The sequence below is a fragment of the Okeania sp. SIO2B3 genome (assembly GCF_010672525.1).
In the GTDB taxonomy this organism is placed as follows: domain Bacteria; phylum Cyanobacteriota; class Cyanobacteriia; order Cyanobacteriales; family Microcoleaceae; genus Okeania.
The window spans coordinates 1-23,349 of record NZ_JAAHGH010000113.1 but is presented as its reverse complement, the minus strand read 5'-3'; the positions used below and the strand labels follow the sequence as shown (position 1 = coordinate 23,349).

The window sequence follows — 23,349 nt, the reverse complement described above, 5'->3', positions numbered from 1 at the left end:
CCACAATCAAAAAGCTGATGCTCCTAGTGGTACTGCAATTAAAACTGCACAAATGTTATCGGAGCTAGGAAAAACTTACAATATACCTACCGGCAAAAAAATCATAGTAGTATGTAATTATTGGGTGTTACTCGTACCTACGCATGACTTTTTATTCAACTAAAAATATAAATTATGTAGATGAGGCTTTAAGCTGTCGCCGAAGTAACAGTAAAATCACATCAAATTATATAGAATTCAAAATATATCAAAATATTAAGTAAAAATGAAAGTCGAAGAAGCATTGGAAGTTCTGGAGACAGTTCTACCTCCAGGCTCCTTAAACGCTGTAAAAAGAAAAGTATTTTCTCAAGCATGGGAAGGTAAAGCTTATGCTGAAATTGCCGAGCAAGCAGGTTATGACCCAGACTACATAAAAGGAGTAGCTGCAAACTTATGGCAAAATCTTTCTGGTGTCTTAGACGAAAAAGTAACCAAGAAAAACTTTCGCGCTCTGCTGAGACAAAAATTTGGCACTCAGAAATCATGTTTTGCCAAAACAGAACTAAACATTCAACAACATATATTCCAATCTTCTACAGAAACAAAAAAAACACTGTCTAAACCAAAAATTGATTGGGGAGAAGCCATAGATGTTTCCATTTTTTACGGACGCTCTCAAGAACTAAATCAACTACAACAATATATTATCGGAGATGGCTGTCGTTTAGTAGCATTACTAGGTATGGGAGGCATTGGTAAAACAGCAGTAGCAGCAAAAGTCGCCCAACAACTACAGAATAAATTTGACTATATAATTTGGCGATCACTCCGCCATGCTCCTTTCCTAGAAACAATTCTCACTCAACTCGTGTCATTTTTATCCCAGCAAGAATGTAGTCAAGGAGAACTAAGCAAACTAATTGAATACTTGCGCAAATCACGCTGCCTAATAATTTTAGATAGTGTCGAAAGCATTTTACAACATGGATGTACAGGTCACTATCGCCCTGGCTACGAAAACTACAGTCAACTCTTTCATTTGATTGGTGAAACATCCCACTCTAGCAGTCTCATTCTCACCAGTCGAGAAAAACCTCCGGAAGTAGCAGCCTTTGAAAGTATAGATGCAGCAGTACGTTCCCTACAACTACTGGGTTCTAAAGAAGTAGCCCATGCTTTACTAAAAACCAACAAAATATTAGGCTCAGAAACACAAAAACAACAGCTCAGTGAATATTATAGTTATAGCCCCCTAGCCTTAAAAATTGTCACCAGCTCCATCATAGACTTATTTGATGGAGACCTGTCAGAATTTCTGCAACATGGTACAACCACCTTCAATGGTATTCGTCGTCTCCTCGACCAACACTTTCAGCGTCTCTCAGAGCTAGAAAAAAAAATCATGGTTTGGTTAGCAATTAACCAAGACTGGACGAATGTAAAAAAATTGCAAACTGATATTGTGCCAGCAATTTCCAAAGCAAACCTCTTAGAAAGTTTAGAAGCTCTGATATGGCGGTCTTTAGTCAAGAAAAAATCAAGTATGTATACAGTCGAACCTGTAGTAATGGAGTATATTCTCCACTACTTAATTGAACAGGTTGTTGCTGAGTTAACTACTGCAAATTTAGACTTATTTCTCAATCATTCTTTAATCATCACCACTGGCAAACGCTATATAAAAGAACGACAAAATAAGCTAATTATAGAACCTATTGCCAGACAACTCAGCACAATATTTAGTTCTACTCGAGCGCTAGAACAACAATTGTTATTAATTTTAAACAAATTACAAGCAAGTGAAACCTCCTTGTGTGGTTATGGTATTGAAAATCTGATTAACCTGTGCATGAAACTACAGGTTGACTTAATGGTAGGTGATATTTCTCCCTGTGAAATAGAATCTCATAAATCTGCTAATACCTGCTCCCAAAAAGCTATTGAAGTATCAGCTACAGTTAACTCGAAATCTTCTAACTATTGTACAATAGTTCCTGGGAAACTTTGTCCTGCTATTAGTCAAGCAGATAGACAAAAGTGCCATGAAAGTAATAACTCACAGTTGCTAGATCGTAGTTCTTGTGTTTGTCCTACTAATTCTGTAAATTTGTCTGAGCAAACTTGTTTAGAACCAGCAAAGCAAGAAGATGAAAATCTTTTAGACTGCCCAATGTTGTTGGAAAAAATGCAAATACCGACATTGGGTAATATTTCTGTCATCGCTTCTAGTCCAAATAGAGATTTTTTAGCGATCGCTGATAAATTGGGAGAGATTCGTTTGTTGCCAATGGTGAGTCATCAGCCACATCTAATTTTTGAGGGTCATACTCAAGAAATACATTCTATTGTTTGGAGTCCAGATGGAAATTTTCTCGCAACTGGTAGTAGCGATCGAACAGTTAGATTATGGGATATTAGTACAGGTAAATGTCTTCATATTTTTGAGGGACATAAAGCTCGAATTGATTCCTTAGTTTGGAGTCAGAATAATCAAACTATTGCTAGTAGAAGTGAAGATGAAACTATTAAACTCTGGGATATTTCTACTGGCGAATGTTTGCATACTTGGTTAGCTGAAAATTTTATTCAATCTTCTACTAACTTGGATTTACTATTAACTGATATGTGTGAATTTTTAGCTCCTACTTTTTATGAGATTGAATGTCCTGTAAGCCTGAAGATTAATCAAATAAGTTTTGTTGGGTTTGTAGATTCTCAATTTGATTGTACGCCTATAGTATCTTTCTTTGCATATAAAACTTAGGGAATTTATCTGAATTTTTTGTAATAATTCAGCCATCAGCTATTGCTTTTACAGCGCTTTTTAAATTGATGAACCACATCTTCATAAGCAAAATCTTGTAGGGATGTTCCATGGAATCTCCCTAAAAGGTAAAAGCAAGTTTTTAAATTTAAAAATAATAAAAAAATACTGCCAAAATTCCAGGACTAAACATTATATCAAGTAACATTAATTAACCGTAATGTAGGGATGTTGCATGCAACATCCTTACGAGTTTGGGAAAAGATTGTTCATTACAGTTATTTAATACCATTTATCAAAAATTTTTCTACATTTTGTTGAGCAGGGGAGTAGAGGGAAATAATTGATAATTTATGGATAATAATTGATTTAATTTTTTATTATTGGAGATATCTACTGTTTCCTGTTATACTAATATTATTTATAGCACTACAAGAATTTGGAACGGACATTTTTCAATCCTAAAACCCTTTGACAACTGATAACTGAAATGACAGTTCCCTGTTCCCTAGCGCTATAGTACAAATTTATATTATGAAACAAATTAATCGTCGAAGATTTTTAAGCTTAAGTTCTAGTAGCGCTATTGCTTTTTTAATCGCTCAATGTAGCAGCAGTAATACTCAAGAAAAGTTCCAAACATTTTCATCCGAACATAAAATTAACCAAAGCCAAGATGGTCTTTTAGAAGTAAATTTAATAGCCCGTATTAATAAAATAAATCTAGGAAATAAACAAGCTTATGTATTAAACTATAACGGACAAATTCCCGGACCAAGATTAGAAGCAAAACCAGGAGATATAATTAGGATTAACTTTACCAACAAACTACCCCAACCTACAAACATCCATTATCACGGACTACATATTCCCATCACCGGAAACGCCGATAACGTATTTCTCAAAATTGCACCAGGCGATCGCCTAACATATCAATTCCAAATTCCTCAAAATCATCCGGCGGGAATGTTCTGGTATCATCCTCATTTCCATGGTCTGACAGCAGAACAACTTTTTGGTGGGTTGGCAGGATTATTTATTGTTCGGGGAGAGTTGGATGAAATTCCCGAAGTTAAGGCGGCTGAGGAAAAATTTTTAGTATTGCAAGACTTTGCTCTAGACCAACAAGGAAATTTACTGCCATCCCAGGAACTTTCAATTATGACTGGAAGACAGGGAGATTTAATTACAGTCAACGGTCAGTCTAAACCTAACTTGGCAATTCCATCTCAAGGTTTGTTACGGTTACGAATTCTCAATGCTTCAACTTCCCGGTTTTATCGGTTGTCTCTAGAAGAACACCTATTTTATTTAATTGCCACTGATGGAGGCGCATTAACTGAACCGATAGAAATGTCAGAACTGTTATTAACTCCTGGAGAAAGAGCAGATATCTTAATCCAAGCTAACCGAGAACCAGGAAAATATCGCTTGTTGAATTTGCCCTATCAACGAGTAGGTATGGGGATGATGGGGAGGAATACTCCTGAAAATCAACCACAAGTCTTAGCAACCGTAAGTTATGAAAGCAAGGTTGCTGTTGTACCATTGCCAACTAAACTAATACCAGTAGAAGCATTACCAAAAGCTCAAAAGATACGTCGTTTTCAGATGAACCATGGCATGATACCCGGTAAAGGTATGGCATTTCTGTTTAATGGTCAAGCCTATCAACTAGAAAGAATTGATACTCAAGTTCAGCTTAATACAGTTGAAGACTGGGAATTAATTAACACAGGTATAATGGATCATCCCTTTCATATTCATGGCAATGCTTTTCAAGTTGTGAGTCGGAATGGGAAACCAGAAGCTTATCTCGCGTGGAAAGATGTGGTATTGGTGAGACCGGGGGAGAAAGTGCTTATTAGAATGCCTTTCCGAGATTTTCCTGGAAAGACTGTTTATCATTGTCATATTCTCGACCATGAAGATTTGGGAATGATGGGTAATCTAGAAATTCAGGCTTAAGTAGGGTTTGCTGAAAAAAGCAAAGTGTGGGAAGTGTCGGCAGGGTGGGAAAACAGAGAAAGTAGGAGGAATAATTGTTCAGGAGATTTTTATGCCCCCCTCACCCCACGCATTCTCACTTTTTGAGGGTTTAGGATTAAAATAGGCGCACTTTTTTCGATTCTAAAAAGGCTAAAACCTTTATTGACCATTGCTTTAAGATTTAATCAGCAAGCCCTAAGTAGTAAGGTTTATAGTAGTTGAAGCAAAGGGTGCGGACAGGTCGAGAAGCTCTAAAACTCAGACAACGTAATACTTTTCCTTCTTCCTTCTTTCTTCTGCTATATAATCAAAAAAAGCACTTATAGATTATTTGAGGCAATAGTGATGAAAAAATTTTTCTCTAATTGGATACAGTCTTTAGTTGCTGGTGCAGCAGTTGCCGGAGTTTTGGGTACTGCATATTGGACTTTTATTGGTTTACCCCAGAATTCCACCCTGAATAAAACAGCTCAGACTGTTTATAACTCTGGTTTATCCACAACAGACATAGCTGCACAAGCACTTAATATTACTGTCTACCGTACTCCCACTTGCGGATGCTGTAAGGGATGGGTGGAACATATCAAGCAAAACGGTTTTCAAGTCACTGATATTGTTAAACCAGAGTCAGAAATTCAAGCTATTAGGCAAAAATATAATCTACCCTCAAATTTGGCTTCTTGTCATACAAGTGAAATTGCTGGTTATCTCGTAGAAGGTCATATCCCAGTGGCAGACATAAAAAATTTAATAGCAAATAAACCAAATATTGCTGGAATTAGCGTTCCCGGAATGCCTATTGGCACCCCTGGTATGGAAATGGGCGATCGTCAAGAATCTTTTAATGTCTTTGCCTTTAAAAAAGACGGTCAGACTCAAGTTTTTAATTCCTATAAATTCTAGAATTTTTAATAGATAAATTTAGAACCAATCAATTTTTAGGGAGGTTTCATGGAACCTCCCTAAATTATTTTTTACATTTACATTTATTGCTGAATAGGGTTTTTCAATTTGTTGATAAATAAGCTTTTAAGACTGGAAAAAAATCTAGTTATCAAAACCAGCTCTATTCTTAAAATTATTTTTTGTACTGTCGGCGAGTCTGAAACCACATCATAATTCCAGTCACTACCAACATTAACATTTCAAAAGCATTTAAAAATGGATAAATCATCTCTAAATTAATTCTCTCAAACTTACCTCTATGTCATTCTAATAGCCAAATAAAATTCTCAGCCGTACCAATAATAACTGAGATTTGAAATAGAGAACCTGTCATTAAACTAAGTAGTACAGGAAAACACATTATTGGTGCAAATAAATAGTAAAGTTGGCGCATCATAATTTTCATAATTTGTCACCTCTGATATTTTTTCTACTAATATATTAGGAAAGTCTCTTTCATCCTTTTCATCTCAAAAAAAACCCGTTTAAATTTAATCCCAATTTCATATTATTGAGTCAAACTAGCATTTAGTAAAAATCATGTTAGTTTTGTTAGTTTTGTTTGAAGAAAATATCAATATGTCCGATAAAATCAAAAATCAACCATGCAACCTCCGCCTTTTTAAAACTCTCATTACCGAATTATTAATTATTAATTATTAAATAATTCAGGTTTAAAGCCTCCCCTTTTAAGGGGAAAAAAAAGAAATAATATCTCCTGATATTCAATCAAGAGCGGTTTTAACCAGAAGTAATTATCAATTATCAATTATCCATTAATGAATACTGCCATAATTGGAATAACAATTTCAGTATTAAACATCATCCCCTCTGTTGCTCAAACCAAACAAACATCACCTCTAAAATTAGTACAATACCATTCACAAATGCACCAACACAATGGATAAGATTTAGACAAAATCCACAAAATACTGACTCAGATGCGAGAAAGTATGGCGCAAATTAATTCTGAACAGGTCCAAAATATAACATCCGAGCAAAAACAAGAAATGAAAAGGCACTACGAAGACATGATTAAAGAAATGCAATAAATGCTCTCTCAGATGTAGCAGGCAGTAAAAGCAATGGAAAAATAAAACTTTATAGATAAATCTAATTAACCATAAATTTTTGATTGGAAATTGAGCAAAAAATTAACTAAAACTATGAAAAATAACCAACTTAACAGACAAAATTTCTTACTCTTTTGGAGGAGATGTCTATTTTACTCACATACATATAGAGAGAATTGACTTAATCGAGGAATAAAGGTATAATCCGTTATCAAACATACCTTTATATTGTAATTCATCAGAGCAAAGTTAAAATTCAATAATAAACAGCAAACTCTAATGGTTCAACACGCTGGTATCGTAGTACATCTCTAAACAATTAGAAAATTTTTTAAATCAGCAATGATGAAATTATTTACTATTGGCCATTCTAATCATTCCATCCAATCTTTTTTAAACCTCTTACAAAAACATCAGATAACAGCTGTAGCAGATGTTCGCTCCTATCCTTATAGTAATTATTTACCTCACTTTAATCAAAAAAATATTAAGCAATATCTAGAGAAAATCAATATTTCATACATTTTTTTAGGCAAAGAATTAGGTGCAAGAACTAATAATTTAAGTTGTTACGTTAATGGAAAAGCTTTATACGAGCTAATTGCTAACACAGAATAATTCCAAAAAGGTAAGGTTTAGAAAAAGTTTATCAAAGTTTGGAAAATTATAATATTGCTTTGATGTGTTCTGAACAAGATCCAATTACTTGTCATCGTGCTATTTTAGTGAGCCGACATTTAACAAATAAAGGTTTAGATATTTACCATATTCTTAAAAATGGTGAATTAGAAAATCACTCTGCTCTTGAACAAAGACTACTACAAATTAACAATCTTGTTGAAAAACCCCAGCCATTTTTACAATTAAGTCTTTTTGATACTGAAAGCTTCAGCCAAAATGTTACCCAATCCACTAAAAATTCTCAAGATACAATACTTGAAAAAGCTTACAAAATTCAAGGAGATAAAATTGCATATGTAAACAAACAATATTAGATACTATTGTTTGTTATACCAATTTTAAAAAAGAATGCCACAAAAAGGTAGAGATATATCAGATATGGTTAAAAACATCTACTCCAATTTATTTTAGACAGTTATTTATATCGTTTTTCCATTTTTTAAAAAAATCACCCCTTTTTCCTTCTTCCCTCTTCCTTCTTTATTACTTCTACCATTTGTAACAAATATTTATCAACATTGGTATTATATCGGGATAAGTAAAATGAAAAAAACTATTGAAATTTTTACTATTGGATTCACAAAAAAAACCGCTCAAGAATTTTTTGAGAATTTAACAGAATCAAAAGTAAAATGCGTTATTGATACAAGAGTCAATAATGCTTCTCAACTTGCTGGATTTGCGAAAAAAAAAGACTTAGAATATTTTCTTAAAGTTATTTGCAATATTGAATATATTCATATTCTAGATTTAGCACCTACTAAAGAACTTTTAGATGATTATAAAAAAAAGAGAATTACTTGGGATACTTATGAACAAAAATTTAATCACCTTATTAGTGAAAGAGAAATCGAAAAAAAAGTTTCACCTCAACTTTTAGACCGAGGTTGTTTGCTTTGTAGTGAAGCTAAACCACATTATTGTCATCGCCGTTTAGTAGCTGAATATCTCAATAAACAATGGGGAAATATTGAAGTATGTCATCTTTTTCTTTGCAAATAGGTTAGGCAATTATAAACACTCAAACGTCAAACGAGCGTCAGGGATGACTTCTGAATTCAGAATTCTAACTTGCGCGTAGCGCTATGTTGCTGCTTTTGTTGAGCAATCCAATCAAGAATTAAATCGTTAACTATTTCGGGACATTCATCATGGGGACAATGGCCAGCATTATCAATTTCTTTTAATTTTAAACGGGGGTTAAGCTGAACAAACTGACTGGGATTAGCAAATTTAGCAGGAATTAATAAATCTTGCTTACCCCAAATCAATAACATGGGAGTTTCCAGGGTAGGAAGTAAAGCTTTCACACTAGGACCTAACTTTGTACTACCCATAATCTTAAATAAAATACAAAAAGCACGGGTGGCACCATGATCGCTTGGCGGTCCGGCTAATATATCTACAAGTTCTTCTGTAATCCGGTCGGGATTACTATAGGCAATTTTGACCCAACGACGAATAACTGAAGGTCTACGAACCACAGGGAACAAAGCTCTTAATAACATCGGAGACGCAACAATATTTTGAATAAACTCAACAGTAGGTAATAACCAAGCTGGAATTGCTTCGGCCTGAGCTGCCGGATCGGGTAAACTAATCATGATCAGCAATGCAACTATATCTGGATAGGTCGCAGTTGCTACTAGAGAAATTAATGAACCGATAGAATTACCAACTAATATTACTGGTACTTGAATAAAAGTCTGCCAAAATTCATACACCTGCTCTACCCAAAAACTAACATCGTAGTTGGCGATCGCTTTTTCAGAAGCACCAAAACCTACTAAATCTAGTGCATAAACTGTATGTTTTTGGCTGAGTACATTTATATTATGTTGCCAATGGCCTATTGATGCTCCAAAACCATGTAGCAGTAAAATAGGGGGGTTTTCTAAGTTATGGCCTTCTAAAGTTTCGTGGTTATTTTGGCATCGAACGTAAGTATAACGAATTTGCCACCCTCGCCATACCCAGTCTCTTTGACTACCTATTTTTTTTTGCCAGTTGCTAGTAGTATTGCCCACCATATAATTAAATAATTCCTAAATATTAAGATTTGCAAAGTGCCAGACACATTATTTTAGCGCCAGCATTATTAATTATCTATCTACGATTGCTGGCGCAAAGCTACGCTAACGTTAGAGAATCGAGTGCCCAATATCATTGCCAAACTAACGGGACTTGCATAAAAGCCTTCATTCGTGATATCATTATTGTCTGTTGACCTATCATAAATGTTGAAAGAGGACTCCCGTTATTATCTTTGATTTAACGGTGAGACGGGGCGTATAAACTGCGCGGGAAACCCACGCAGACAGCCCCTCATAAATTTCAACCAGAAAAATAATTAGCAATACGCGCGCGCATTTTTGGCGTTATAATCGTACCAATAGCCGTGGGGCACACGGTTGAATAAAAAGCTTGTGGAGATGGTCTGACGGGGGGCAACTCAGTTTATTTGATTTGTTATCTAGTTAAGAATCTGTGAAACAAGAATCCCCCGTTATTATCTTTGATTTGACGGTCAGAGTGTCAAAAACTAGACTATTTTTGAATACCAAAATTAAAATTCAATTTAGTATAGATATTGCTAAATTAGCAAATATTTCTGTTTAGGTCTATCTGTAAACTTATATGTACCATAAAATCCTCAAATTATTATGAGGTTAGGAACAGGCAAAATGTAGAATACTAAGTCTTGATGCTTTACGGAAAATAGCTGGGAAGTGTAAAAACCCTTGATAATAAAAATCTCTGGTGCTTCAGCTAGGGAGAGCATCAAAAAAAGGATCTATATAACTGAAAAAGTGTAGCCTGATTTAGTATGAATGTCCCTCTAAACAATCGTTTTAAATATTCCAATTAATGCCCGAAAAAAGAAATAATCGTAATCTCCCTCAAGTTAACAACAATATTCGAGTTCCTAAAATCAGAGCTATTGACGCAGATGGCTCTCAGTTGGGAATCATAGATACAGAAGAAGCGTTGCAAATGGCCAGAGAAAAGGAACTAGACCTGGTTATGGTCAGTGATAAAGCTGACCCACCGGTTTGTAGAATAATGGACCATGGGAAGTATATATTTGAGCAGAAAAAGAAAGCACAAGAGGCCAAAAAGAAGCAACATAACGCAGAAGTTAAGGAAGTGAAGATGCGCTATAAAATTGAGGAGCATGACTATAATGTTCGCCTATCTCATGCAAAGCGTTTTCTTGAATCAGGTGATAAAGTAAAGGCCACTATTATGTTCCGAGGCCGGGAAATACAGCACAGTAATCTTGCAGAAGCATTATTGATGCGGATGAAAGAAGATCTAAAAGATTTAGCAGAAGTTCAACAAGCTCCCAAGAGAGAGGGACGCAGTATGATGATGTTGTTATCTCCTAAAAAGTAAAGTGGCATAGTCATTACATTGATAACTTCAAAGTGTAGAATAATACTAATTAACTTTTAGTGGGTGAAGCTAGCTCTGCGTTCTACTTAATAAATTAAGTACATTCCTCTCCTGAGAATTTTCAGGAGGGGATTTAAACTATTGGGCAAGAAGTATACTCTTTTAACCATACACTTAAGTTCAAATTTAGCAAATTCATGGAACAGAGAAGTTTGAAAAATTACACAGGATTAGGAGATAAACTGCTAATATCCCTCAATCTCCGTTCTGAAGAAGTAGAGCGAACCTTACTAATGTTTGCCGTATATACTCTTACTTCTGTAGGATTAATTTGGTTAGAACTAAGTACAGTTAGTTTATTCTTAGACGAGTATGGTGCCGATCAACTACCATGGATATATATTGCCAGTGCTGTTATAGGTTCAGGTCTCGGTTTTATCTATTCCTGGCTGCAAAAAATCATGCCTTTACGTCGAGTAATAGTGGTGATTCTATTACTAATGGCAGCACCTCTGTTTTTGTTTCGGTTTGGTATTGGTATTGAAAATATACAGATAACTGGTCTGAGTTTAGCTTTTCTGACTACCTTTATGATGTGGTTGTGGGTAGAAGCTTGTTATTTGCTTAACGATCTGAATACCTCAATCACATCTAATCAGTTATTTAACATCAGAGAAATTAAGCGGACATATCCAATAATTAGCAGTGGTTTTTTAGTAGCAGGAGTAATTAGTGGATTTTCTCTACCTTTAGTACTATTATTTGCTGGATTGAGTAATGTGACAATAATATCTGGATTAATGATAGTATTTGGGTCAGGAATACTGTTATTTTTGTCTGAAAAATATCAACAATCTTTTCCAGACTCTAGTCGTTGGATACCAGAAGAAGAAGAACAAGAATTTTCTACTCGGAAAATCAAAGGACCTCTACAAGGTTATATATTACCATTAATCACTTTCTTCGTAATAGCAGAAGTTCTCTATGTATTAATAGACTTTCAATTCTTTTATCAACTAGAACTACAAAATCCAACCACTGATGGAGCAAGTAAAATAGCGACTTTCTTAGGCTTGTTTGAGGGAATTTTGAGTACCTGCCAAGTCGCAACTCAATGGTTTGCCTCTAGTCGTCTCGTAGAAAGAATTGGAGTTTTTGGTACAGCAATGATACTGCCAATAGGGGCAATAGCTTTAGGTTTATTTTCTTTTACAGGTGCAATAACAGGATTATTTTCGGTATTTATCGGATTAGTAATTCTGAGATTTTTAGATGAGTTACTACACTATACATTGATTGAAACTACTGGACCTGTTTTATTCCAGCCTCTGCCTGAAAATATTCGCAGTGATGTTCAAACAATGGTAAATGGGGTTGCAGAACCATTTTCTACAGGCTTGAGTGGATTAATAATACTAGCAATTCTCTGGTTATGTAGATTAATATTAAATCCTAGTCAAAGTGGGTTTCAAGATCGGCAAGGTCTGATATTTGTCATAGCAATTCTGATATTTGGTTTCTTATGGTTGGGAGTAATATGGTTAATTAGAAGCCAATATGTAGGCTTGCTAGTAAGAAGTGCTGGAAAAGGAAGACTTGGTGTTTTGGATGTAGATATGCGAGCATTGAAGCGCTCGGTAGTAGAAACTTTAGAAAAAGGTACAGCAGAAGAAGATAAACGTTCCTGTATTGAGTTACTCAGTCAAATAGATAAAAAAAATGTAGGGGAAATACTGGCTCCACTCTTGCCGTTGATGTCATCTGAATTACAATGTCAAAGTCTCGAAGTAATGTTGAATCATCCTAACCCAACTTATCTCGAACAAGTACGTTCCCTAGCTCAGACATCAGTACCACCAGAAGTATTGGCTTTGGCTTTACGCTATATCTGGCTTACAGAATCAGAACCAGATATTAATCAAATACGACCTTATTTACAACCTTCAGTAGACCCAGTGGTAAGAGGTACTGCGGCAGCTTTAATTATGCGTCGAGGCGATCGAGGACAAAAAGCTGAAGCTACTAATGTTTTACGCAGGATGATTACTTCTAAACAAGAAAAAGAAAGAGTGATGGGTGTTCGTGCTTTGGGTGAAGCGGATTATTTGCAAGGGCTACGATTGTATGTTCCTAATTTATTACAGGATGAATCGTTACGAGTGCGAAAGTATTGCATGGATGTGATTGCTGCTACTCATTTAGAAAACTACTATCCTTCTTTATTGCGAGGTTTGTCTTACAAATCAACTCGAGAAGCTGCATTACAAGCGTTGGTTAGGTTAGGTAATGATGGGATTCCAATGTTGGTAAAGTTGGCAGATGATTCTCATAAGTCAGAGTTGGCCAGATTACAGGCTTGGAATGCTATTGGTGAAATTGGTACAATCGAAGCCCTGGATGCTTTGGTAAACAGAATGATGACTACTTGGGGTATGACACGCCGTAATATTCTAAGAAGGTTGTTAACAATGCCAGGGGAAGTTGGAATTGAGGGGGTGCTTGAACGGGTAGGCCGTAGCGGGGTAGAAATTTTAATTGAGCAGGAGTTGATGTTTCTGGGGCAGATTTATGCAGGTATAGTAGATTTGTCTGGAGTGGATATGACTTCTACTACTGCTCTATCTCCTATCGTAGAGGAAGTTAATGGAAAATTGACTACTGATTATACACAAATGTTACTGCGGGCATTACAATTGCTGGAGGTAGATGCTATAGAACGGTGTTTCTTATTAATGAAGTTTCTCTATCCATTGGGAGCTATTCAGGCAGCAGCTTTTAATATCAAGTCTGATTCACGTTCAAATTTAGCCCGTGGTTTAGAAATTTTAGATAATACTGTGGATATTTCCTGTAAGCGATCGCTGATTGATATTTTGGATCAACACGGTTATCAGGAAAAGTTAAGTAGTTTGTCTGAGATGGTGGTTTATAAACTAATGGCTCCTAGCGAACGTTTACGGCATTTGCTAGATTTACGTCACTTTCTTTCTGATTGGGCTTTGGCTTGTTGTTTGCAGATGGCTCGTGCAGCTCGTTGGAGTTTAACTGCAGAACAAACTTTAGTTTGTTTGCGTCATCCTACAGGTTTTGTGCGGGAGGCGTCTTTAGCTTATTTACGGATGGCATCTCAACGTGCTTTGGTTGAATTATTACCTAATTTGAGAAGTGACCCAGATCCTCTGGTAGCTGCTCAAGTAGAACAAATGATTGTGGAATTTGGTATTAGTTAAGAATAGCAGGGTAGTTGTCTTCAACAATTAATAATTAATAATTAATAATTAATTATTAGGGTTTGCGCTTCACTAGTCTTTTTGCTCTTCGTAGTAGTCAGTAGTTAGTAGTCAGTAGTCAGGAGGAACGGGGAATTTATAAAGGCGGTAGTCGGAAAAATTGTAAGAGTGATTTTTCTGCCATAATCGTCCCAAAATACTAGCTTTATGCAGCTTGTATCCACCGAAAAGCTGACACTTTTTTAGACCAAAAAATTCTACAACCAATATCAGTCAATGCTTTGACCTTTAATCAGCAGAGCAATAATTATCAAAATAATTGGGTGGCGCAACCCCGCCTTTTAAGGCGAAATATTTTTGGAGGGAAGCTCAAATCTCTGTTACAAAAATAACTTATGACTTCTGACTTGGGGACTTCTGACTTCTGACTTCGTTAAGGGATAGTGTAAACTAAAGAAATGCAAGGTCATCTATCAAATGTTATCTGAACATTATTAACCATTAAAATTTGCTCAATAAAACGTGATTATTAAATTTGTTTATTCATCAAAGGGAAGGGTGTAAATATTATGCTGACAAGTGTAGAGCGTCTTTTATTTATTAGAGCTGTGCCAATTTTTAGAGAATTAAGAGATGATTTCTTAGTACGTTTAGCTTCTGTTATGGATGAGCTATCTTTCCCTAATAGTCATAGCATTTTTACTGAAGGGCAAGAAGGAAGGTCTCTTTATATCGTGGTATCTGGTAAAGTTAGAGTTCATTTAGCAGATAGAGAGTTAGCAAGGTTAGAACAAGGAGCTTGTTTTGGTGAAATGTCTTTGTTTGATGCTGAACCTCGTTCTGCTTCTGTAACTACTTTAGAAATTTGTGAGTGTTTGATGTTAACTCAAATGCAACTTTATGATGCAATTGATGAAACACCAGATATTGCTATTAATATTATTCGTCTTTTGTCTCGTCGTATTCGTGAACTCAATCAAAAACTTAATGCCAGAGAAAATAATATGGCTACTACTAAAGTAGCCGAGTTTCGTTAGTTCACCAAAATATTCAGTAAATTGGTTTTGTCTAAGCAAAACCAACATTGATTATACTTAAAAGTAGGATATTAAGTAGAAACTAACATTTCGCACTTTATTTCTAAAGTATACAAAGATTATGTTTTAGGAAACATCGGAGCTGGGAACAGAGATTTAGAGTAAAAAGTACACAAAATTAATTACAAATTTTGCGAAACTTAATTGATGATTGATGATGATGATGTAAGAATTACATATAGCAATCCTATTTAAGTTGTAATATTTTGGTGGCACTCAGGAGTCATATCATTTCTGTTTAATTAGTTATCATAAAGTTCTTAGGTGGTAGGTCGTGGGTGTAAATTCAAGTGAGAATACTGGAGGTGGACCACAAATTTGGGATATTCCTTCAAGAGCGCTTCAATAGAACATTTTTGTTATACAGGACTTACACAAATTGACCTTTAAAGCACCATCTGTAGGGGCGAATGGCATTTGCGTTCCGCAAAGCTCCGAATTGCGCACTAGCTATCTGTAGAGTCCCTGGGTAAGTCCTGTTATACTTAATCATCCGGACATGATATCAGTCATATTCCACCCTTTTTCTGTAGGTAGCAAACCATCGTGATACAGTTGTACGATGACATCAACTAATTATCCAGATACTATATCACTCATTAGCGGGACATAATGTAAGTTATCAGTTATTGCCAATTTTTAGGATATACCGAATATAAATACTCATTATTCTCCTATTTATGATACTATTTATTCTACTACACAAGCTAGGGTGGGAATGTAAAGCTCGAAAATGATGACTAGAATAGACGAAAAATAAATGGATAACAATAAGGTTTATTAGGATTATTTATCACATTGAGAATGGCAATAATTGGCATGACAAAACTAATAATTGCTAACAAAACTAATAAAGGAATGCCAATAAGCAACCCGATTAATATACCGAATATAATAGCGTAAATATAAATGTTAATATGAAAATTCAAAGATTCTTTAGCATTAGTTTTGACAACTGAATCATCAGTTAAGAGTAAAATAGCTATTGGTATTCCTACAGATATAATAGTTGTACTCAAGAAAATTGCTCCATGACATAAAGCAGATAGAATTTTTCTTTTGTCAGCATCCATTAAATATTTCTCCTGATTTAAATTAGATATAGCGTTTTTCAAACCAAAAAACAAAAAAACAAGGGGCATAGGCCAGTAATTTAGTGGTTATGAAATTGACTTAATTCTAATTATAGCTCTGTTGTTTGTTTTGTTTTCTGGCGGATAGGAATTTCAATTAAAAATTCTGTTCCTTGTTTTGGTGTAGAAGTACAATTTAGTTTGCCCTGATGTTTTTCAACAATAATTTGATAACTAACGGATAATCCTAGACCAGTACCACTGCCTACAGGTTTTGTAGTAAAGAATGGGTCAAATATTTTCTGACAAACTATTTCTGTCATACCTATACCATTATCCGAAATTATAATTGCTACTTCTTGAGAAGATGTAGCTTTTGTACTAATTTCAATAGTTGGTAAATTTTCCTGCATAAGTAAATTAGGATTTGATTGTTGACTTTTTTTATTTCGCTTTTCTGCTAAAGCATCAACAGCATTAGAAATAATGTTCATAAATACTTGATTTATCTGACTAACATAACATTCTATATTTGGTAATGAGTCATATTTTTTAATAATTTGAATTGCTTTTTCTTCTGGTTTTTCTCTTAGTTTATTTTGTAAAATGAGGAGAGTACTTTCAATTCCTTCGTGAATATCTACAATTTTTACTTCAGATTCATCTAAGCGGGAGAAATTTCGCAAAGATAAAATTATGGCACAAATTCGGTCAGCTCCTACTTTCATAGAATTTAAAATTTTTGGTAAATCTTCAATCAAAAAATCAAGTTCTACAGCTTCTATTTGCTCTTGAATAATTGTGGGTGGATGGGGATAATTTTGTTGATAGAGATGAATTAAACTTAGTAGGTTTTGAGTATACTGACTAGCATAACTAATATTGGCAGAAATAAAGTTAATCGGATTATTAATTTCATGGGCAAGACCAGCGACAATTTGTCCTAAAGAAGACATTTTTTCAGTTTGAATAAGTTGTGCCTGAGCTTGTTGCAATTTTTGTAAAGCTTTGTATAATTCGTGAGCTTGTTCTCTAGCTTGAAGGGCAACTTCTCGACTCTGATTATATAGTTCGGCTTGATCGATAGCGATCGCTAATTGGTTTGTTACTCCTTTTAAAAGTTCTACTTCACTATTACTCCAGTTATAAACAGAGGTATGATGTCCACAAACTAAAACTCCTATTTGACCTGACTGAGTTTTAATTGGTATGGACAAGAAAGAAATTAGACCTAAATGAAGTATAAAATCCTGCATTTTTGTGTCAGATACAAGGGTTATATCATTAACTCTAATAATTTCTAGTTCCAAAAACCTCAATGCCCAAGAGCCTACTTTTTTTGTTGTATATCTACCAAGTAAACTAGGAACTTTTTCGGCTTTAGATTCATTGACAATCTCCCAATAATCAAGATAGTTGCTGTTAGTTTCATCTGCATTTAAATTATTATCAAAACGATACCAAACAAAATGACAACATTCTACTTTGAATAGAGTGCGAACTTGATAGACTGTAGTGTTTAATATAGTATCAAGATCGAGAGAGTTACGAATTTGATTTGCTAAACGATTCAGTAGTTCTTCATGGCGAGCAATTTGTCTAAATTTAGACTCTGATTCCTGAAGTTTTTGTTGAGCTTGCTTACTGTCTGTAATATCTAAACCTAAAGATATTATACCAAGCACTTCATTAGCATCATCTTTTATTTGAACTTTCATTATTTCTAAATAATGCTGTTTCCTATCAATAAAAGTAAATGTTTTTTCACTATGATGTTTTGTATCATTTTCCCAGTAAATAGTATCAGAATTATGAATAATTTCGGCTTCTTTTTTTGTTAAAAATTGATCGTAATTTTTTACCTTGAAGAACTTTGATTCAGCAATACCGAGATTTTTACATAATGTTTTATTGACGAACTGCATTTTGCCATTGATGTTAGTCATCCAAATCCAAATTGGTGCATTATCAAGAATTGCTCTTAAAGTCTTTTGTTGCTGGTTTAATTTTTCTTGTGCTTTAATGCGTTCGGTAATATCTTCATGAGTGCCAAGAATACCTATTATTTCACCTCTTTGATTCTGAAGGGGAACTTTATTTGTCTCTACCCATATTTGTTGACCTTGGGAAGTTTGTTGAGTTTCAATTATTTGGTATAAAGGAGTATTATAATCTATGACTTGTTGGTCTTTTTTACGATAATTTTCAGCCTCTTCTTGAGTCCAATGTAAATCATAATCTGTCTTACCAATTATTTCTACTGGCGATTTAAGACCAGCTTTATTGGCAAAAGTATAATTACAACCTTGGTAGATTAAATCTTGATTTTTCCAAAAAATTGATTGTGGAATAGTATTAATAATTAATTGAAGTTTTTGTTGAGATAGTTGTAATTCTTCCTGGGCTTTTATTCTATCCTTAATCTCTAATGTTAATTGATTGTTAATTGCCTTTAGTTGTGCAAGAAGAGAAAGTTCTAATAACTTAGGTATTAATGGTGCTAATTTAAGTGCTGTTAATACTGATACTATCGCGGTTATTGCTTTAATTAAACCTGATAGCCAATAGGTGGGATACCAGAGAGTCAAAACTGCCATTAAGTGGGTCATTCCACAGGCAACAATAAATGCACTAAACAAGACAAATATTTCTGGATAAGGCATATCCTGTTGCTTCTGAATGAAATAAATTAAAGAAATAGAGATAGAAAAATAAGCTAATGCAACAAATAAATCTGATAATAAATGAAGCCATACTAATCCTGACTGCCAAAGATAACAATGTCCGTGAGGAATATAGTTTCCTGTACTCCAAATATTTGATAAAAACTCCATATAACTTGCCTCTCCTCATAAATCATTCAATTATTTAGTTTTAACTTATTTAATATTAGCTTAATTTTATTTATTTGTTTTTTATTTTAAGGTGATATATATAGTAGTTTCAGTGCGGATTACATGAGAATTATAAATATATCAAAGATTATAGTCTAGATAAATATATAATATGATTAACTGTTGCATATTTTAGGAGTTAAACTAAGTAATGTCCATTGAGATTGAAACCGAATTGCAAACAGCTGTAGATAAACGGCGTAACTTTGCGATTATTTCCCATCCTGATGCGGGTAAAACTACTCTTACAGAAAAACTTTTGTTGTATGGAGGTGCTATTCACGAAGCTGGTGCAGTAAAAGCTAAAAGAGCGCAACGTCATGCTACCTCTGACTGGATGGAAATGGAACAACAACGGGGTATTTCTATTACTTCAACAGTTTTACAATTTGAATATCAAAACTGTCAAATTAACCTCTTAGATACTCCCGGTCACCAAGATTTTAGTGAAGATACATATAGAACTTTAGCTGCAGCAGATAACGCTGTAATGTTAGAAGATTCTGCTAAAGGTTTAGAACCTCAAACTCGCAAATTATTTGAAGTATGTAAGATGCGAAAACTACCCATTTTTACATTTTTTAATAAGATGGATAGACCAGGAAGAGAACCTTTAGAACTATTGGATGAAATAGAAAAGGAATTAGGTTTAAAAACATATCCTGTAAATTGGCCTATAGGTATGGGCGATCGCTTTAAGGGAGTTTTTGATAGGAGAAAGAAAGAAATTCATCTGTTTGAGCGTAGCGTTCATGGTAGTAAAGCTGCAAGAAATACAGTAGTAAATTTGGGCGATCCTCGTATCGAAGAATTACTGGAGCAAGACCTTTATTATCAACTTAAAGAAGATATAGAATTGCTGGAAGAATTGGGTTCTGATTTAGATTTAGAAGAAATACATAAAGGTGAAATGACTCCTGTATTTTTTGGCAGTGCTATGACTAATTTTGGGGTGCAATTATTCTTAGATGCTTTTTTAGAATATGCTCTAAAACCGGGTACTCATAAAAGTACAGTAGGTGAAGTTTCTCCTACTTATCCAGACTTCACTGGATTTGTGTTTAAATTGCAGGCTAATATGGACCCGAAACACCGAGATAGGGTGGCTTTTATTCGGGTTTGCACGGGAAGATTTGAAAAAGATATGACTGTTAGTCATGCTAGAACAGGTAAAACAGTTCGATTATCTCGCCCACAAAAGTTATTTGCTCAAGATAGAGACTCTATTGAAATTGCTTATCCAGGAGATATAATTGGTTTAAATAATCCAGGGGTATTTGCTATTGGAGATACTATTTATAATGGCAAAAAATTAGAGTATGAAGGTATCCCCTGTTTTTCACCAGAAATATTTGCTTATTTAAGAAATCCTAATCCTTCTAAATTTAAGCAATTTAGGAAAGGAGTTAATGAGTTACGAGAGGAGGGTGCTGTACAAATTATGTACTCTGCAGATGAGGCAAAAAGAGACCCTATTTTGGCTGCTGTTGGGCAACTTCAATTAGAGGTTGTTCAGTTCCGAATGCAAAATGAATATGGAGTTGAAACTAATGTGGAAATGTTGCCTTTTAGTGTGGCGCGTTGGGTTAATTCTGGTTGGGATATGCTGCGACAAGTTGGGAGGTTATTTAACACTGTAGCTGTAAAAGATAGTTGGGGACGACCTGTTTTGCTCTTTAAAAATGAGTGGAATTGTCAACAAGTAGAGTCTGAGCATCCAGAGTTAAATTTGAATACTACTGCGCCAGTTGTTTCTGGTCAAGAACCAGAATCTTTATAAGCAGAAGGAAGAAGGAAGAAGTTCAATTTCAAAGATGATTTTTCACTCTATTTTTGATAGAGAGCTACCATTTTTCTAATTTGTTGAAATAATTAAAGTCAGGAGGAAGAAAGAAGTTAGAAGAAAAGGTTCAATTTCTCAGGAAATTTTTAACTATCTTTTTGATAGAGAGCTACCATTTTTCCAATTTGTTGAAACGTAAGCATTCAGCTATTAGTGGTCAGCTATTCCTTGGTCATGCTGCGCAAACAGCTTTTTAATAAATATCTCCAGAAAAGAGGGAGTAGGGAGTAGAGAATAGAGGAAAAGAATTGATAATTTTTGTGCAATAATTGATTTGATTTTTTATGGTTGGAGAACTCTAATGAATAAAGCAAGTATTGATTTAATTTATACGATATTCTCCACCACATATTCGTACTCTGAAGCTTTGATAAAATTGCTTTTTTCTCCTTCCTTTAAAGGTAATAAAACTGATGGCTGATAGCTGACTGCTTTTCGCGCAGCATTCCGTAGGAAATGCTTACATTAAAACTATAGTGCTACACAATATATAGATATATTTTTTACTGAATAATTAAGGTTTAAGGCTTCTTTTTTTTTGAGTAAATCAAGGCAAACCATCCTATTTGCTAATCCTATTTGTTTTCAGGAAAGCTAATTATTAATTGTTCAAAAATGTCTATGTTATTTTAAGCACAGAATTATCGGGAGTAATATTAATGCTATCCGCATTTTCTGAAGCACTCAATTGTGAGTCTAAGATCAAACCAATTTCTGCTCTCTGTTGCGAATGTCGCAATAGTCATTTCATTTTCTGAAGCTCTCTGTGAGTCTAGGATAAAACTAATTTCTACTAATGTTGCGAATACCACAATAGTCATTTTATTTTCTGAAGCACTCGATGGTGAGTCTAAGATCAAACTAATTTCTGCTCTCTGTTGCGAATGCCACAATAGTCACTTCATTTTCTGAAGCACTTGATAGTGAGTCTAAGATCAAACTAATTTCTGCTCTCTGTTGCGAATGCCGCAATAGTCACTTCATTTTCTGAAGCACTTGATAGTGAGTCTAAGATCAAACTAATTTCTGCTCTCTGTTGCGAATGCCGCAATAGTCACTTCATTTTCTGAAGCACTCGATGGTGAGTCTAAGATAGAACTAATTTCTGCTCTCTGTTGCGAATATCGCAATCAATAGCATTAACAATGGAAAAATGTGTAATTTCTGATTATACAAGTTTAATTTTATGATAGGCGATCGCCTATTAGAATAAACTAGAACAAATAACAAAATCTGACTAATTTACCGAAAAATTGGGTTTAAAGCCTCGCCCTTCTAGGGCGACTTTTTATTACGGGTTGATTTTATTTCAATCGATACGTTATCATGTTGTTAGTTCAAGAGTCAAATTATGAAAGCTAGATTTAAGTATCGTATCTATCCAACACCGGGACAAAAATATCAATTAGCCAAGCTATTTGGTTGTGTCCGTGTGGTTTGGAATGATAGTCTAGCTTCCTGCCAAGAAAAGTATACACTAGAAGAAAATAAACCCACTAATTCTGAACTACAAAAACAGTTGATCACATCTGCTAAAAAAACTGAAAATAGAGAGTGGTTATCAGAGGTTTCTGCTATACCATTGCAGCAATCATTGAATGATTTAAACCAGGCTTATCAAAACTTTTTCAAGTCGGCTAAAGGTGAGAGAAAAGGTAAACCTGTCAAACCTCCTAAATTTAAGAGTAGAAAGTCAAAGCAAACTGCTAGGTTTACAAAGGGAGGATTTAAAATTGGTCAACATAAAGTTTATTTAGCCAAGATAGGAAAGCTGAAAATTGTATGGTCAAGAGAATTACCTACTGCTCCATCATCAGTAACAGTAATCAAAGATTCAGCTCATAGATATTTCTTGAGTTTTGTAGTGGAAATACAACCAGAAGTATTACCTAAAACTGATAATTCAGTAGGTATAGATTTAGGTATTAAAACTTTTGCTACATTGAGCGATGGTACAAAGGTTGATGCTCCTAAACCACTTAAGAAACGAATTAAGAAGTTAAGAAAGTTAAGTAAGTCATTATCTCATAAAACTAAAGGGTCTAAAAGGTATGAAAAAGCCAGGATTAGAGTAGCTAAATTCCATGCCAAGCTCAAAGATACAAGAACTGATTTTCTACATAAATTATCTACTGAAATAGTTCGTGAAAACCAAACAATTATTTTAGAAGATTTGAATGTTTCTGGCATGGTAAAAAACCGTAAATTATCCAGAGCAATTTCAGATTTAGGTTGGAGACAATTCCGGACATTCTTAGATGGAATTGCTGAAAAATATGGTCGTGATTTTAGAGTCATTAGTCGCCCTTGAGCCAACATCTCAAGTTTGTTCAGATTGTGGCTTTAAAGGTGGGAAGCTAGACCTGAAGGTACGAGAATGGG

17 protein-coding genes and 1 pseudogene are annotated in these 23,349 nt (G+C 34.6%); 14 read left to right on the top strand and 4 right to left on the bottom strand.

Annotation, left to right across the window (positions count from 1 at the left end):
- From F6K15_RS32695 to F6K15_RS32680, 4 genes and pseudogenes are all read left to right on the top strand, one after another.
- Window positions 1-88, top strand: a pseudogene (locus F6K15_RS32695) (dihydrodipicolinate reductase C-terminal domain-containing protein); the annotation flags it as partial.
- Between the two features lie 177 nt (window positions 89-265).
- A complete protein-coding gene (locus F6K15_RS32690) occupies window positions 266-2,746 on the top strand; it encodes an NB-ARC domain-containing protein (RefSeq protein ID WP_293069522.1) in 2,481 nt (826 codons plus the stop codon).
- A 534-nt stretch (window positions 2,747-3,280) separates the two neighbouring features.
- Entirely contained in the window at window positions 3,281-4,714 is a 1,434-nt protein-coding gene (locus tag F6K15_RS32685) for a multicopper oxidase family protein (RefSeq protein WP_293069520.1), read from the top strand.
- A 366-nt stretch (window positions 4,715-5,080) separates the two neighbouring features.
- The gene (locus tag F6K15_RS32680; RefSeq protein ID WP_293069518.1) at window positions 5,081-5,638 is read left to right on the top strand and encodes a DUF411 domain-containing protein; all 558 of its coding nucleotides are present in this window, start codon (window positions 5,081-5,083) and stop codon (window positions 5,636-5,638) included.
- Window positions 5,639-5,942: 304 nt separating this feature from the next.
- Here the strand turns inward: F6K15_RS32680 and F6K15_RS32675 are convergent, their stop codons facing one another.
- The gene (locus F6K15_RS32675; protein ID WP_293069516.1) at window positions 5,943-6,086 is read right to left on the bottom strand and encodes a hypothetical protein; all 144 of its coding nucleotides are present in this window, start codon (window positions 6,084-6,086) and stop codon (window positions 5,943-5,945) included.
- Between the two features lie 134 nt (window positions 6,087-6,220).
- On the opposite strand from F6K15_RS32675, the gene F6K15_RS32670 reads away from it, so the two are divergent.
- The 5 genes from F6K15_RS32670 to F6K15_RS32655 all read left to right on the top strand — a co-directional run bounded on the left by F6K15_RS32670 (window position 6,221) and on the right by F6K15_RS32655 (window position 8,436).
- Window positions 6,221-6,343, top strand: a complete 123-nt coding sequence (locus F6K15_RS32670; protein ID WP_293069514.1) for a hypothetical protein — start codon at window positions 6,221-6,223, stop codon at window positions 6,341-6,343.
- A gap of 116 nt (window positions 6,344-6,459) precedes the next feature.
- The gene (locus F6K15_RS32665; protein ID WP_293069512.1) at window positions 6,460-6,588 is read left to right on the top strand and encodes a hypothetical protein; all 129 of its coding nucleotides are present in this window, start codon (window positions 6,460-6,462) and stop codon (window positions 6,586-6,588) included.
- Between the two features lie 507 nt (window positions 6,589-7,095).
- A complete protein-coding gene (locus F6K15_RS38810) occupies window positions 7,096-7,371 on the top strand; it encodes a DUF488 domain-containing protein (RefSeq protein WP_363269199.1) in 276 nt (91 codons plus the stop codon).
- 38 nt (window positions 7,372-7,409) lie between these two features.
- A complete protein-coding gene (locus F6K15_RS38805) occupies window positions 7,410-7,748 on the top strand; it encodes a hypothetical protein (RefSeq protein WP_363269196.1) in 339 nt (112 codons plus the stop codon).
- Window positions 7,749-7,977: 229 nt separating this feature from the next.
- The gene (locus tag F6K15_RS32655) at window positions 7,978-8,436 is read left to right on the top strand and encodes a DUF488 family protein (RefSeq protein ID WP_293069510.1); all 459 of its coding nucleotides are present in this window, start codon (window positions 7,978-7,980) and stop codon (window positions 8,434-8,436) included.
- Window positions 8,437-8,492: 56 nt separating this feature from the next.
- On the opposite strand, the gene F6K15_RS32650 is transcribed toward F6K15_RS32655, so the two are convergent.
- Window positions 8,493-9,464, bottom strand: a complete 972-nt coding sequence (locus F6K15_RS32650; protein WP_293069508.1) for an alpha/beta fold hydrolase — start codon at window positions 9,462-9,464, stop codon at window positions 8,493-8,495.
- An 838-nt stretch (window positions 9,465-10,302) separates the two neighbouring features.
- On the opposite strand from F6K15_RS32650, the gene infC reads away from it, so the two are divergent.
- From infC to F6K15_RS32635, 3 genes are all read left to right on the top strand, one after another.
- Window positions 10,303-10,830: a translation initiation factor IF-3 gene (gene infC / locus F6K15_RS32645; RefSeq protein ID WP_293069506.1), complete on the top strand. Its 528-nt coding sequence runs from the start codon at window positions 10,303-10,305 to the stop codon at window positions 10,828-10,830.
- Window positions 10,831-11,027: 197 nt separating this feature from the next.
- On the top strand, window positions 11,028-14,060 hold the full coding sequence (locus F6K15_RS32640) for a HEAT repeat domain-containing protein (protein WP_293069504.1): 3,033 nt from the start codon (window positions 11,028-11,030) through the stop codon (window positions 14,058-14,060).
- A gap of 569 nt (window positions 14,061-14,629) precedes the next feature.
- Window positions 14,630-15,097 (top strand): Crp/Fnr family transcriptional regulator, encoded by a 468-nt coding sequence (locus tag F6K15_RS32635; protein ID WP_293069502.1) that lies wholly within the window; start codon window positions 14,630-14,632, stop codon window positions 15,095-15,097.
- Between the two features lie 800 nt (window positions 15,098-15,897).
- On the opposite strand, the gene F6K15_RS32630 is transcribed toward F6K15_RS32635, so the two are convergent.
- Both F6K15_RS32630 and F6K15_RS32625 read right to left on the bottom strand, forming a co-directional pair.
- The gene (locus tag F6K15_RS32630; RefSeq protein WP_293069500.1) at window positions 15,898-16,230 is read right to left on the bottom strand and encodes a DUF4870 domain-containing protein; all 333 of its coding nucleotides are present in this window, start codon (window positions 16,228-16,230) and stop codon (window positions 15,898-15,900) included.
- A gap of 110 nt (window positions 16,231-16,340) precedes the next feature.
- Window positions 16,341-19,064, bottom strand: coding sequence for a PAS domain-containing protein (locus tag F6K15_RS32625; RefSeq protein WP_293069498.1), 2,724 nt, complete (start codon window positions 19,062-19,064; stop codon window positions 16,341-16,343).
- A 211-nt stretch (window positions 19,065-19,275) separates the two neighbouring features.
- On the opposite strand from F6K15_RS32625, the gene F6K15_RS32620 reads away from it, so the two are divergent.
- Window positions 19,276-20,904, top strand: a complete 1,629-nt coding sequence (locus tag F6K15_RS32620; RefSeq protein WP_293069497.1) for a peptide chain release factor 3 — start codon at window positions 19,276-19,278, stop codon at window positions 20,902-20,904.
- A gap of 1,414 nt (window positions 20,905-22,318) precedes the next feature.
- Window positions 22,319-23,278 carry an RNA-guided endonuclease TnpB family protein gene (locus tag F6K15_RS32615; RefSeq protein WP_363269192.1) on the top strand — a complete coding sequence of 320 codons (960 nt, stop codon included), beginning with the start codon at window positions 22,319-22,321 and terminating at the stop codon, window positions 23,276-23,278.
- Window positions 23,279-23,349 lie beyond the last annotated feature (71 nt).